Source organism: Clostridioides sp. ES-S-0006-03, from assembly GCF_020662275.1.
GTDB lineage: Bacteria > Bacillota > Clostridia > Peptostreptococcales > Peptostreptococcaceae > Clostridioides.
Map to the genome: position 1 here is coordinate 334,691 of NZ_JADGMM010000004.1, position 14,825 is coordinate 349,515.

The window sequence follows — 14,825 nt, forward strand, 5'->3', positions numbered from 1 at the left end:
AAAAATATGAAATTAAAAAAACTATTGATAGGTATAACAATATTGACACTTGCGACAGCATCTTTAGCTGGATGTGCAAAAAAGAATGATAGTGAAAATCTTTCAGAAATAAATTTAACTTATGTAAAATCACCACTAAATGTACCTTCTATAATTCAAAAACAGGATGATTTATTTGGGAAAGAATTTAAAAAGGATAATATAAAAGTTAATTTTCATGAAATTACTACAGGACCAGAGCAAACACAGGCTTTAGCTGCTGGAGAAATAGACTTTTTACATGCATTAGGTGGTACATCAGCTTTGATAGCTGCATCTAATGGAGTGGAATTAAAGATACTAAACACTTATAGTAGGTCACCAAAAGGATTTATGATTTTAACAAATAATGATTCAATAAAATCAGCAGCAGATTTAGAAGGTAAGAAAGTAGCAGGACCAAAAGGGACTATATTACATCAAGTATTAATTGCAGCACTTGATAAAGAAGGATTAAGTATGGATGATGTAGAGTTTGTTAACATGGGTATTCCAGAAGCATCAGCAGCTCTTTCTGATGGTAGTGTTGATGCTGCATTGATTGCTGGACCAGCAGCTCTTAAAGCCATGAAGTCTGGAAGTAAACTTGTAGCAAATGGTGAAGGTTTAGTAGATGGCATAATAGTAACTGCTGTTAGTACGGATTTTGCTGAAAAACATCCAGAGGTAGTTGAAAGATTTATGAAAGTTGAAAAAGAAACTTTAGAATATGTAGATAATAACTTTGATGAAGCTATGGAAAAGGTAGCAAAAGAAGTTGGTTTAAGCGTTGAAGAAACTAAAGAATTATATGCTTGGTATGATTTTAGTTTAGATATAACAGACAAAGATATATCTTCTCTTGAGGAGACACAAGATTTCTTAATAAAAAATGGATTACAAGAGAAAAAAGTAAACATAAAAGAATTAATATATAATGCTAAGTAGTAGTGATAATAGTGTTAAAAGTTTAAGTTACCTTATTTAAGGTAACTTTTTCTATTCTATTGATAAAAATATATGCTAATGGTATGTTTATATAGCGAAGAGATATGTTTTAATTTTAAATTATTAGAGTGTTTTTAAAGATATAATATATTTATTTACAGATAGAAGAAGATATTTTTATAGTATTTTATATAAGGTATTTTATAATACAATTATATTAATAAAGTTAACAATAATATTTTATTATATATAGATACAAAGATATCATGCTTAATATAGATAGTATACAGGTATAAATATTACCAATAATTGTTAATAAATATTAATATACTGTATTTTGAAATTTAATAAATTGATAGATATCTGAGTAGGTATCTATACTATACATAAAGCCATATGTGAAAGTTATATGAATATATGGTAAATAAGAAAACTAAAATATGGAGGAATTATATGAGTCATAAAATATATATTGTAGAAGATGATATATCAATAAGTACATTACTTAAAGATTATATAGAGAAATATGGATTTGAAGTAATGGTTGAAGAAAACTTTGATAATATAATTACTACATTTGCAAATTTCAAGCCAGACTTAGTGCTTTTAGATGTAAATTTACCAAAATTTGATGGATTCTATTGGTGTAGATGTATTAGACAACAGTCAAACATTCCTATAATTTTTGTATCAGCTAGAGATAGTAATTTAGACCAGATTAGAGCTTTAGAAAGTGGAGCAGATGACTATATAACAAAGCCTTTTTATTATGATGTAGTAATGGCAAAGATAAAAAGTCAGATAAGAAGGGTATATGGTGAATATTCGCCTAAAATAGATGAGAGAATATTAGAACTAGATGGACTAAAATTTTATCCAGAAAGATTAGAGATAGAGTTAGAGGATAAGACTTTGGTTATCACCAAAAAAGAAGGAATATTACTTGAGTGTCTTATAAAAAAATACCCTAAAGTAGTAAGTAGAGATTATCTATTAGAAAAGATATGGGATGATATTGAGTTTGTAGAGGAAAATACTCTAAATGTAAATGTTAGCAGAATAAGAAAAAGATTTGAGGAGTTAGGTATAAATGATGCTGTTCAAACTGTACGAGGAGTAGGATATAAATTAAATAAAAATTGGTAAGGAGAAAATATGAAATTATTATTTAAAGATTGTAAAGGCTATATTTTTATATATTATTTAGGAATATCTATGACAATTATTTATTGTAGTCTTATGAAATTTATTAATGTAGAAGAAGCTTTGTATATCTTATTGTTTAGTACTTTTATATTATTATGTTTTTTGGTATATAAATATTATAAAAACAGAGAAGTATATACTATATTTACAAAAGGTATAAACTCCTTAGATGAATCCTTTTTATATTTAGGGAACTCTTTTTTCGGAGAAAACATATCAGTTATTTTAAAACAACAACATAGATTATATCAATCAATGATTCAAGAACATAAAAAAATACATAGTGAACACTTAACTTTTATCAACCAATGGATTCATCAAATGAAAACTCCAATATCAGTTATAAGTCTTCAACTTCAGGAATATGAAGGTGAAGAAGTTACTGAAAATATAAAAAAAGAGATAGATAGACTTAATAAAGGCTTAAACATGGCCATGTATTTCGCAAGAGTGGATGAATTTCAGAAAGATTTTGTGGTTGAAAAAGCTAATTTGAATGATATCATAGTAGATACTATAAATGAGGAAAAGAGATTATTCATAAAGAATGGTATAATTCCTAAAATACATATAGATAAATCTATTTATATTTATACAGATATAAAATGGATGAAATTTATAATAAATCAGTTAATTACAAATGGAGTTAAATATTCCAAAGATTACAGTAAAGATTTAATTATAAAATCTGAAGAAAATAATAAGTCTATAATTTTAAGTATAATAGACAAAGGGGTTGGAATTGTATCTAAAGATATAAAAAGAGTATTTGACCCATTTTTTACAGGAGAAAATGGACGTAAATTTGGAGAATCCACAGGTATGGGACTCTATTTAGTAAAAAAAGTATGTGACAACTTAGGTCATATGGTCAATATAAAATCAGAAGTTGGGAAAGGAACTGAAGTTTCAATAATATTCAGTAAAGATAATATAAACTAATAAGAGGCTATTTTAAGATGGATTAATATTGTATTTATAATTTAAATATCTTGTTAAAATTAATATGTCCATATATTTTAATGAGATTTATAATTATACAATCTAATTTTAAAATAGTTTATTTTTTGCAAACATTACATAGATGTAATGTTTGTGTAATGTTTGTAGATAGTGAAACTTTCTAATGTCAATTAAAATTAGTATAAGAAATGACATAAGAAAAGAAATTTTAAGAAGATTATATAGTAGGGAAAGGGTGTTTATCAATGAGTTTGGATATCATTTTTATATTAAAATCAATCATAATAGCTATAGTGGAGGGACTTACAGAATTTATTCCAGTATCATCTACAGGTCATATGATTTTGGTGGGAAGTTTGATAGATTTTAAAGGTCAATTTGCTGAAATGTTTGAAGTTGTAATACAACTTGGAGCTATCCTAGCAGTAGTAGTACTTTATTGGAAAAAAATAAAGAATAGTGTTATAGAGTTTTTTAAATTTATATTTACTGGAGGAAAGGAAGGAAAAATTGGATTTAAGTTTGGAATAAATGTTATTGTAGGTTGCATACCATTTGGAATTGTGGGAGTTATATTTTATGATAACATAAAAGCATTGTTTAATTTACAATCTGTAATTGTAGGGTTTATAGTTGGAGGAATTTTATTATTAGTTGTAGAAACTCTATTCAGAAAAAAGAAGCACTCAACAGATAATATAGATAAAATTACTCCAGTACAAGCTTTGAAGATTGGTGTATTACAAGTTTTATCTGCGTGGCCGGGAATGTCAAGAAGTGCATCCACTATTATGGGTGGATGGATAGCAGGGCTTAATTCTCCTACAGCAGCGGAATTTTCTTTTTTCTTAGCTATACCAGCAATGGTAGCTTCTTCAGGACTAGATTTATTTGAATTTGATTATTCAATAATGACACCAACTTTATGGATTGCTTTAATTGTTGGGTTTATAGTAGCTTTTCTTGTGTCTATAGTAGTTATGGAAAAGTTCGTAAATTTTTTAAAGAAAAAACCAATGAGAGTATTTGCTGTATATAGAATAGTGGCAGGTATAGTACTTGCTGTATTAGCTTTTACTAACATAATTAGTATATAAACTAAAATAAATTCAGTCTTTATATAAAATTTCTTTAATTAATATGAGTAGTATTTAATATATACTGCATGTCATTTTATAACTTATAAAGGAGCTATAAATAATGAAAACTTTAATTGTGAGTAATTTGAGCAAGGTATATGGTAAAAAAATGATTTTTAATGCATTAAACAATATAAGTTTTAGTATAGATGATGGAGAATTTGTAGGAATTATGGGACCATCTGGAAGTGGAAAGACCACTCTTTTAAATATGATTTCTACTATAGATAAGCCAACTACAGGAAAAATAGAATTAAAAGGTAAAAATCCATTATCACTAAAAGGTGAAGAACTTGCATTATTTAGACGAAGAGAGTTGGGGTTTGTATTTCAAGATTTTAATCTATTGGATACTTTAACTATTGGCGAAAATATAGTATTGCCATTGACATTGGATAAGGTAAGTGTAAAAGAGCAAGATGAAAAGCTAAATGAAGTATCTAAAATTTTAGGTATAGAAGACTTATTAAATAAAAGAACTTTTGAAGTGTCTGGCGGTCAAGCTCAGAGAACTGCTATTGCTAGGGCCTTAATCAATAAACCATCAATACTTTTGGCAGATGAGCCAACAGGTAATTTAGATTCAAAGTCATCAAAGACTGTAATGGAACTATTTCAAAAGATAAATAAAGACAATAAAGTCACTACTATGATGGTAACTCATGACCCATTAGCAGCAAGCTATTGTAATCGTATTTTATTTATAAAGGATGGAGCTATATACAATGAAATATATAAGGAAAATAGTAGAGAACAATTTTATCAAGAAGTAATGGATGTGCTTACATTATTGGGAGGAGATAATTAATGAACATAAAACAATTTGCCATTAATAATATTTCAAGAAATATTAAAGCATATCTAGGATATTTAACAAGTATTGTTATATCCTCGTCACTACTTTTTTCTTTTATTATGTTTACAGGTCATCCAGATTTAGATATATCTCAATTTCCTGACTATTTAAAAGAAGGGCTTAAGATGAGTAAAATAATTGCATATTTGTTTTTATTCTTCTTTGTATTTTATTCAGTGAGTGTTTTTCTTAAAAGTAGATATAAAGAGTTTGGAATACTCTATATTACAGGTATATCAAAACGACAAGTAATGAAATTGGTTCTTATAGAAAATATAGTAATAAATATAGTATCTTCTGTAATTGGAATAATAGTAGGTTTAATTTTTTCAAAGGTATTTTTAGTAGTTATGTCTACCTTTTTAGAATTATCACCTCTAAACTTTTATATACCATTAAATGCAATGTTTTCCACTTTAATTTATTTTATGGTTTTAGCTATATTAACATCTATATTTACTTCTTTTATAATTAAAGAAAATCAAGTATTGAGGTTACTTAAAGGTACAAAAACTCCAAAACCAGAGCCTAAAACATCACTAATACTTGCTATATTAAGTATTTGTCTGTTTGTAATAGCATATTATAGTGCTGTTACATCAACTGACCAGTATACAACTTATTTACGATTAGTTCCAGTTACATCTCTTACTATAGTAGCAACTTATTTATTCTTTTCTCAATTTAGTGTGTACTTTATAAAAAAATTGAAGATGAAGAAAAGTTTTTATAGAAGAAATACAAATATGCTTTGGATTTCAAATTTAATTTATAAGGTAAAGGATAATGCTAGGATATTCTTTTTGATAACTATAACTTCTGCAGTGGCATTCACTGCTATAGGTACAGTTTACTCATTTTGGAAAGATGTAAAACGTCAAATTAATTTAATATACCCTAACACAATATATTATTCAACAATGACTCTGCATAATGACACTAATAAACCTGATAGTAAAGAGAAAGATAAGGAAAGAATGAGTTTTATAGAAAGTAAGTTAAAAAAAGAAGGTATAGATTATGAAAGAGTTAATGGTGAGTTTAAAACTGTATTTCCTAAGAAAAGTGATTTTAATGTAAGAATAATTAAAGAATCCAAGTACTTAGAAATTACGAAGAGTATAGGGGTTAAGCCTATAAATTTTGAAGATAATGAATGTATATCATTATTTTCATCAGGACTACCTGGTGATAAAAAGGGAAAAGAAAATGTCATTATAGGGAATATAAGCTTAAGAGTGGCAAAACAGGTAGATGAATGTGTTATGCCAGCATATTATAAAAATATGTATGTGGTAAAGGATAATTTTTATGATAGTATAAAATCAAAATTTATAGTAGATAGATTCTCAGCATTTGAGGTAAAAGGTTCAAGTGAAACTATAGATGTATGTAAACAATTCGAAGATAAATTTGATAATGAGTCTGGAATGCAACCATATTTGTTTTTCTCCAAAGAATTAATGATAGAAACTGGTAAACTAACATATTCTACATTTATGTTTTTAGCAATATTTATAGGTTTAATTTTCTTTGTTACTACAAGCAGTTTCTTATATAATAAGTTTTATATGGATTGTCAAGTTGACAAGAAAAAGTATGAACAGTTAAATAAATTGGGGATGACATATAAGGAGATTAAGAGAGCTTCAACCATTGAGATTGGGATTGTGTTTTTGTTACCTTATGTAGTAGCTGTTATACATTCGATATTTGCACTTACTGCACTGAAAAATTCATTTGATATAGAGGTTGCGTCATCTGCGATTTTAGTAATGGGAAGCTTGTTTATAGTTCAAATAGTGTATTTCTTACTTGTAAGAAATAGTTATTTAAAAGAGATAAGATTAAATTTAGTCAATTTTTAATGGATATAATTAACTAATAACAAAAAGGTTTAAAATTAATTAATATTACTGAAATTATAAATGTTTATTTTTTCAGTAATATTTTTTATTGTATTAATTATTAAGATTCTATACGAATATGACATAATAAATGTCAAAATTATGAAAATATTCTACTTATATAAAGTATAAAGAGGTTATATGCACATATCTGTAGAAATAAATAATATAAAATATTAATTAATGTTATTAGGGGGTGTTATTTATTAGTAAATTAGCTAATGCATTGAGAATGATGATATTAATTCAAAGTAGAGGTAAAATGAAATGTAAAGAGTTAGCAGAAGAGTTGGAAGTAAGTGAAAGGCAAATAAAAAGTTACAAAGAATATTTGGAACAAGCAGGCATATTTGTAAACTCAACACCTGGAATTTATGGTGGTTATGAAATAGATAAATGTAATAGCCTTTCATACATTAGATTATTAGATAATGAAGTTTCAATTCTAGATATGATAAATTCACAACTAAAGTATAATAATGATATTTATAAAAATGAATTTAATAATATTGTAGACAAAATAAAAGCAGTATTAAATACAGGGGAAAAAAGCGATACATATATGGATTATTTCACAATACAAGCAAAATGTAATTGTGATTATGGATTTGAAAAAAAGAAATGCAATGAAATAACTAGAGCATATACAACAAAACGTAAAATTAAGATAAAATATTATTCTTTGAATTCTGGAAATAGTGAAAGAGTTGTACATCCATATGGTTTGTTTAACTATAAATCAGATACTTATATGGTAGCTTTTTGTGAAAAAAGACTTAAGTTTATAGATTTTAAATTATGTAGAATTAAAGATTATATTGTTTTAGACGAAAAATATATTGTAGATAGAAATTTCAATTGGAACGAATATAGTAAGAATAGTATAGGTATTTACAAAGGAGAAGAAATTAATATAGCTATAAAAATTAAGCAACCATTTGCAACAATTATAAGGGAAAAGGTATGGGTTAATAATCAACAAATTAGTGATGTTGATGAAGAATCTATATTGTTTAAAGCTAAAATGAGAGGTTATGAGGAAATAAAAAGCTGGATTTTAAGTATGGGAGCTTATGTTGAAGTCATAGAACCTGAGAGACTGAAGAATGATATCTTATCTGAAATTGAAAAATTGAGAAAACTTTACTAATTTTTTTAATTAGTTTTATATTAAGACAGGTATAGTTCACGGTCTAGTGTTAATATAGTAGTTGAGAGAGGTGATATTATGAAAATGAAAATTGAATTTAGTACAGATTGTATACCAATATCTTATAATTCACTCTTCATGAGTATTATAAAAGAGGCAATAAGGAAGTCTAGTGAATATTATTATAAAGACATGTACTATTATAACGAAAAGCATAATAAAAAAACTAAAAATTTCACATTTTCAGTTTATATAAAAAAATATAGTATTGAAGGTGAGCATTTTATTATCAAAGATAAAGTAATATTGAATGTAAGTACTCCAGATTTAGAACTAGGTTTCCATATATATAATGGATTAATAACTTCTAAAAAATGTTTATATAAAGACTATGAACTTACAAGGATTAGAATAGATTTATCAAGAGAAAAGAAGATAACAGAAGATATGGTATTATTCAATGCTCTATCTCCAATCTGCATAAAATCTAAAGAAGGAAAATTTTTGGATATAAGTGATGATAGATATATAGAAGAGTTAAACTATATAACTAATGAAGTTGTCAAAAACTATAGGGGAGAAGGATTAAAAAGAAAGTTAGAGTTTGAAAATATAGCTCTTAAAAAGGTAGTAGTTAAAGAGAGTTTAAGAGAGTTTAAAAAAATAACAGGTAAGGAATATCAATATGTTAATGGCTACAAAGGTAAGTTTATATTGAAAGGTGATATTGACGATTTAAATCTTATCTACAGTTTAGGAGTGGGATTTAGGCGAGCTCAAGGATTTGGGGATGTAGATATTTTAGAATGGAGGTGATATAAATGAAGCTAAGAGTTTATAGGGGTGACTGGTTCTTTAATATGGGAATAGTTGGATTTCTAAATATACTAAAAAAATCAGGTACTGAAAAACAAATATTTATTAAGGAAGATTATATCGAATTTGATAGTTCGTTTCTTGAAAACTTTCATGAGTATTATTTTAATTACTTCATGGATGAATATGATGTATCAAAAAGGATTAGGAAGAGTGTCGATTACAGTATAAATTTTATTAAATCTAAGCCTGATAAAATCAAAGATGGAATTAAGAAAATTAAAGATAATATAAAGCAACAAAATGATAAGGTTAAAAAATTTGATGAAGATAACTCTAACTTGATAAAAGAAAAGCTAGATATTATGTCTAAGATAAAAAGTTATGATGAATTTGATTTATTAAAAACTTTAATTGATGAGATTATGGATATATTTAAAATGAAATCAATAAATGATAGACTTACAGCTAATCTTTATAAATATGTAGTTCAAGATAATTATTTTGGACAAGTTAGTTTTTTTAATGTTGCTAAGGCTAAGTTAGATTTATATGGATTAAAAAAGGTAATGTTTAATGATTATTTAAGACAAATTATATATTTTGGGGAGTTAGAGGATTTATTAGAAGAGAATAACTATGATAAGTTAAAAAACTATTTGAATGATAGATTAGATAGTATAGCTAAAGATGTAAGTGAAAAAAAAGTTAGTAAGTCTAGTATAAATACTATAGAAAAAATTATGAAGGAAATAAATAAAAACTTTATAAAGAAAAATAAAAGTATAGAAGATATAAAACAGTATATGGATAGTTTAGAAGTATGTGAAATGTGTGGTTCCTACAAAGGCATATTAGATGAGTATTCAGAAAGTAATTTTGCTCCACTTGGAGTAAGTACCAATAATTCTAGAAATATGTTTTGGAATCAGGAGTATACATCATCAATATGTGATGTTTGTAAACTTATATTGTTTTGTACTCCAGCAGGGTCTACTTATACAAGAAAAAATTATTTATCCAATGAAGATAATGAGTTTTATTTATTTGTTAACATGGATACTTCAATAAATGAGCTTTTTGAGAGAAATAATGAGTTAAAATTACAGAAAAGTGAGATATCGGATTCCAAAGATGAAAACTTTTTTAATAAATTTATAAAAAGTATAGTAGAAGAAAATAAATTAAAAAGTGAATGGCAACTTAGGAATATTCTTTTTGTAGAATTTAAAGCAAGTATAGATGCTAAAAAGTGTAAAATAAATTACTTTAATATTCCTACATATTTAGTAAAAATATTTACAAGTGGGAAGGCAAGTAAAAAAATACAAGGCATATATGATTATAAGCTTAAATCAAATGTATTAGATTTACTTTTAAAAAATAGGGACTTGAAGCATTTAATTAATAATATTTTAAGAGAAAAAGTTAAAAATGATATGGAAGGTAGTAATAAATCAAATATATCAGGAACAGATTGCTTTAGACTAGTTGAATTAAGAACAATAGTAAATAACTATAAGAGGGGAGTGTATAAAATGGATTATAAAAAGTTAAAAAAAGTTTATGAATCAGGTTGTGAAATACATGATTACTATATTGATAAAAATGCTAAAAATAAAATAGAAGGAATAACATACAAGCTTTTAAATTTGATTAAGGTTGGTAATAAGAATGATTTTTTTCAAACAGTTTTAAGAATTTTTTCACCAAGTGAAAAAACTCCACCAGAAGAATTTTTACAGATGCTTAGTGAAGATGATTTAGATTTTGAAGCTATAGGATACGCATTTATAATGGGATTAATGTCAGAAAAATGTGATAGAAAAAATATAAAAGTAGATAATAAGGAGGAAAAATAATATGAAAAGAGGATTAACTTTTACTGTAATAACGCAAGCTCAAAGCTTAAACTATGGTGAAGGAATAACCAATATATCTGAATTAAAAAAACTAAGTAGAGGAGATGGAAATATCTATACATTTGCATCTCGTCAATGTCTAAGATATGATATAGTCAGATTAGCAGCAGAGTTATTTAATTGGAATTTACAGGTTGTAGATAAAGGAAAAGGTACAGTTCAGTTTAAAGATAATATAAGTATAAAAGAATCAGAAGAAATGGACCTATTTGGATATATGAAAACAAATAAAAAAGATGAAAAAGATAAAAAAGGAGGTTCAGTGACTAGAGAAGCTACTATAAGATTGAGTAATGCAATTTCTCTTGAGCCATATAGAAGCGATATGGACTTTTTAAATAATAAAGGGTTGGCAGATAGAATAGGAGAACACCCTAATCTTGCCAACATAGAACAACATTTGAGTTATTATACATATACAGTGACTATAGATTTATCTAAAATAGGTAAGGATGGAGATATAGAACTTGATAATAAAGAGAAATGTAAGAGAGTAGTAGAATTTTTAGAAATAATAAAAATATTGAATAGAAATATTAGAGGTAGACAAGAAAATTTATCTCCTCTATTTGTAGTAGGAGGAGTATATGAAATAGCAAATCCATTTTTCTTAGGTAGAATTAAATTAAAAGGAGATAAAAATGGATTTAAAGTAAATAAGCAATCTATAGAAGAAGTAGTTCGAGGTACTTTTTTAGGAAAGGGTCTAAAAGAGTTTACCTATGTGGGTATGGTAGATGGAGCATTTACAAATAAAGAAGAGTTTAAAGAGTTATTTGAAGATAATTTTTTAAGTGTAGATAAATTTTTTGGGCAACTAGTTAAAGAAGTAAAGGACTATTATGAGGTGAATTAATATGAAGGTTTTGAAATTAGATTTATTTCAAGAAACTGCATGCTATAAAAAACCATTTGCTATGAAGATTACAGAGACTTATCCACTGCCACCATATTCTACAGTAAATGGATTAATTCACAAAATATTAAATGCTACAGAGTATATACCATTTAATATAAGTGTACAAGGAACATATGAAAGTATATTTAATAATTATCAGACAACATATTTTTATAAAAAGGATAGTGTTACGTCTATGCCAATGAACAGTCATATGTTATTGAATGTAAATTTGATAATTCATATAGGTGGAGATTTTGAATTATTAAAAAATTTATATGATAGTTTATTAAATTGTGGTGAGCATTTATCATTAGGTAGAAAAGAGGATTTAGTAAGAATTAATGATATTAGATTTGTAGAAGTTAATAAATTTGAAGTAGATGAGGACATACAGTTAGATGATTATGAAAATTATAGGTTATCAAAATATAATATAAGAATGCCTATATATATACCAAAGTCAAGTTTACAAGATGAATATATAGAGGGCATAAGTTACAGGCTTAATAATTACTATGATAATAATGCTAAGGAAGATAAAAAAAGAGTTTGGAATAAGGTAGATAGTTATTATGTTGATGATGGAATTCCTATATCAGTTGGAGATATATTATTAGATAATGAAGGAGATTTGTTATATTTTAATAATATAAATTGGGAGGAAGAGTATGTTATATGCTAAATCTAATCCAGTGGAAACGCTGAGAGAACACACTGATGAGCTTTTAAAACAAATGAACATGTTAAGAGAATACTATGGAACAAATATAAATAGTATAAATTTTCTCAAGAAAGATAAGTTTTGGCAATTACTTGATTTTGTTATAGAATTTCATGATATTGGAAAAGCATTTTCTCCATTTCAAAAACTAATAAGAAGTAGAATGTATATTGAAACAAATGAATCTAAAATAGTAACTCATTTAGAAAATAATATAGGTCATAATTATCTTTCTCCTGCATTTATTGATTATAGTTGTATAGACAGGTCAAAAGATAGAGAATTGAGAGCAGTATTAAATCAAGTTATTGTATATCATCATGAAAGAGATACATTTATAGATAAAGATTTTAGAAATTTAATACAAAAAATATTAGATGAAGATTTAATAAATAAAGTTTATGAGTTACAACATGAATTTAAAGTTAGATATCCAATAAGAACAGAACAATTAAGTAAAGCGTATCTACAGAGTGTAATAAAAAGAATAGATAAAAATCACAAATACTATCATTTATATATTATGTTAAAAGGTATTCTTCACAGGCTAGACCATAGTGCTTCTGCTCATGAAGTTGTGGAATGCAATAGTGTTATAAATATAGGAGAACACACAGAGAATTATTTAATGAAAGAATTTGGTAGTTTAAGAGAAGCTCAATCATTTACTAAATCTAATAGAGATAAAAATATAATATTGATAGCCTCTACAGGTATAGGGAAAACAGAAACCGCTTTAATTTGGATAGATAAAGATAAGGCATTTTTTACACTACCACTAAGGGTAAGTATAAATGCTTTATTTGATAGGACTAAAAATATAGCTGGATTAGAAAAGTCAAATGATACATTCTTAGGATTGTTACATTCAACAGCAATAGATTATCTGGAAGAAAGTAATCAGGAAGATTCAAATGAGATTGTAGATTTAGCAAAGCTATTATCTTGCAAGTTGACATTTTCTACAATAGACCAAATATTTAAATTTCCTTTTTTATATAGAGGGTATGAAAAAGTATACTCAACATTAGCATATTCAAAAGTAGTAATAGATGAGATACAAGCATATTCACCAGAAATAGCAGCTGTATTGGTAAAAGGTATAGAGATGATACATAAGATAGGTGGAAAATTTATGATAATGACAGCTACCATGCCAACTATATATATAGACGAACTAAGAAAAAGAGGTGTAATGGATAGTAATATAGCTAAATCAACATACAATACAAAAAAAATAAGACATTGTATAGCTATTGTAAAAAATTCAATAGATGAAAATTTAGAAAAAATAATACAAAGTGGAATGAATAAAAAAGTTTTAGTAATAGTAAATACGGTTAAAAGCGCTGTAGAAAAATATGAATCAATAGAAGAGATAGTTAAGTCAAAAGGAATAGATATTAATGTGAATCTTCTACATTCTATGTATATACAAGAAGATAGAGCAAAGTTAGAAAAATATATAAAAGAATTTGCAAGTAGTAATAGTAAAGGAATTTGGATTACAACACAATTAGTAGAAGCATCCCTTGACATTGATTTTGATGAGCTTCATACAGAGAATTCAACACTTGATAGTCTATTTCAACGATTTGGGAGATGTTATAGAAGCCGTGAGTATAAAGAAAATAGCCCAAATATATTTATATATACAGAAAAAGCTACAGGAATAGGCAGTATTTATGATAAGGATATTGTAGAAAAAGGACTTGAGTTATTGAAAGCTTCTATAAAGAACAAAGAGTTTTTTAAGATAACAGAAGATGATAAAGTAGAAATGGTTGATAAACTATATTCTAAAGAAAGTTTAGAAAAAACTGATTTTCAAGAAAAATTTAATCGTGCTTTAAATATATTAGATACTATAACACCCTATAGCTTAGGGTCTGATGAGGCACAAAGTATACTTAGAAATATTGAAGCATATACAGTAATCCCAGAGGATATATATAATAAAATTGAAGAAACTTTAATAAAAGATTATAAAGATTTGGGGCAAGAACTTACAGAGGCATATAGTAATGAAGACAGACAATTAATACATGAAATAAAATCTAAGAGAAAAAAAGTTAGAAGAGAAATAGTTAAAAAAAGTGTAAATATACCAAAATATAAAGCTAAGCAAAATATAGTGGACATAGATGTAAAAGGTCTGGAAGATTTAAAGATACTTTTATATAAATATGATATACATGAAAATGAACATACAAAACAGATATTTGGTAAAGGTGTGCTTATAGATAAGGAAATAGACCAAATTATTTGATTTTTATAT

12 protein-coding genes are annotated in these 14,825 nt (G+C 26.2%); all 12 read left to right on the forward strand.

Annotated features, from left to right (window positions below):
* The first annotated feature begins 6 nt into the window (after nt 1–6).
* Entirely contained in the window at nt 7–966 is a 960-nt protein-coding gene (locus tag IR151_RS07695; RefSeq protein ID WP_227433937.1) for an NrtA/SsuA/CpmA family ABC transporter substrate-binding protein, read from the forward strand.
* 453 nt (nt 967–1,419) lie between these two features.
* The gene (locus tag IR151_RS07700) at nt 1,420–2,112 is read left to right on the forward strand and encodes a response regulator transcription factor (protein ID WP_227433938.1); all 693 of its coding nucleotides are present in this window, start codon (nt 1,420–1,422) and stop codon (nt 2,110–2,112) included.
* Between the two features lie 9 nt (nt 2,113–2,121).
* A complete protein-coding gene (locus IR151_RS07705; protein WP_227433939.1) occupies nt 2,122–3,114 on the forward strand; it encodes a sensor histidine kinase in 993 nt (330 codons plus the stop codon).
* 266 nt (nt 3,115–3,380) lie between these two features.
* Nucleotides 3,381–4,232, forward strand: a complete 852-nt coding sequence (locus IR151_RS07710; RefSeq protein WP_227433940.1) for an undecaprenyl-diphosphate phosphatase — start codon at nt 3,381–3,383, stop codon at nt 4,230–4,232.
* A gap of 103 nt (nt 4,233–4,335) precedes the next feature.
* A complete protein-coding gene (locus IR151_RS07715) occupies nt 4,336–5,082 on the forward strand; it encodes an ABC transporter ATP-binding protein (protein ID WP_227433941.1) in 747 nt (248 codons plus the stop codon).
* On the forward strand, nt 5,082–6,998 hold the full coding sequence (locus IR151_RS07720) for an ABC transporter permease (protein ID WP_227433942.1): 1,917 nt from the start codon (nt 5,082–5,084) through the stop codon (nt 6,996–6,998). The genes IR151_RS07715 and IR151_RS07720 overlap by 1 nt, the downstream gene beginning before the upstream one ends.
* A 235-nt stretch (nt 6,999–7,233) precedes the next feature.
* Nucleotides 7,234–8,187 (forward strand): WYL domain-containing protein, encoded by a 954-nt coding sequence (locus IR151_RS07725; RefSeq protein ID WP_227433943.1) that lies wholly within the window; start codon nt 7,234–7,236, stop codon nt 8,185–8,187.
* 78 nt (nt 8,188–8,265) lie between these two features.
* Nucleotides 8,266–9,003: a CRISPR-associated endoribonuclease Cas6 gene (gene cas6 / locus IR151_RS07730; protein ID WP_227433944.1), complete on the forward strand. Its 738-nt coding sequence runs from the start codon at nt 8,266–8,268 to the stop codon at nt 9,001–9,003.
* A 5-nt stretch (nt 9,004–9,008) separates the two neighbouring features.
* Nucleotides 9,009–10,865, forward strand: coding sequence for a type I-B CRISPR-associated protein Cas8b1/Cst1 (cas8a1, locus tag IR151_RS07735; RefSeq protein ID WP_227433945.1), 1,857 nt, complete (start codon nt 9,009–9,011; stop codon nt 10,863–10,865).
* A gap of 1 nt (nt 10,866) precedes the next feature.
* Complete coding sequence (gene cas7i / locus IR151_RS07740) at nt 10,867–11,781, forward strand: type I-B CRISPR-associated protein Cas7/Cst2/DevR (protein ID WP_227433946.1); 915 nt, start codon at nt 10,867–10,869, stop codon at nt 11,779–11,781.
* A 1-nt stretch (nt 11,782) separates the two neighbouring features.
* Complete coding sequence (gene cas5b, locus IR151_RS07745) at nt 11,783–12,508, forward strand: type I-B CRISPR-associated protein Cas5b (RefSeq protein ID WP_227433947.1); 726 nt, start codon at nt 11,783–11,785, stop codon at nt 12,506–12,508.
* The gene (gene cas3 / locus IR151_RS07750) at nt 12,495–14,816 is read left to right on the forward strand and encodes a CRISPR-associated helicase Cas3' (protein ID WP_227433948.1); all 2,322 of its coding nucleotides are present in this window, start codon (nt 12,495–12,497) and stop codon (nt 14,814–14,816) included. The genes cas5b and cas3 overlap by 14 nt, the downstream gene beginning before the upstream one ends.
* Nucleotides 14,817–14,825 lie beyond the last annotated feature (9 nt).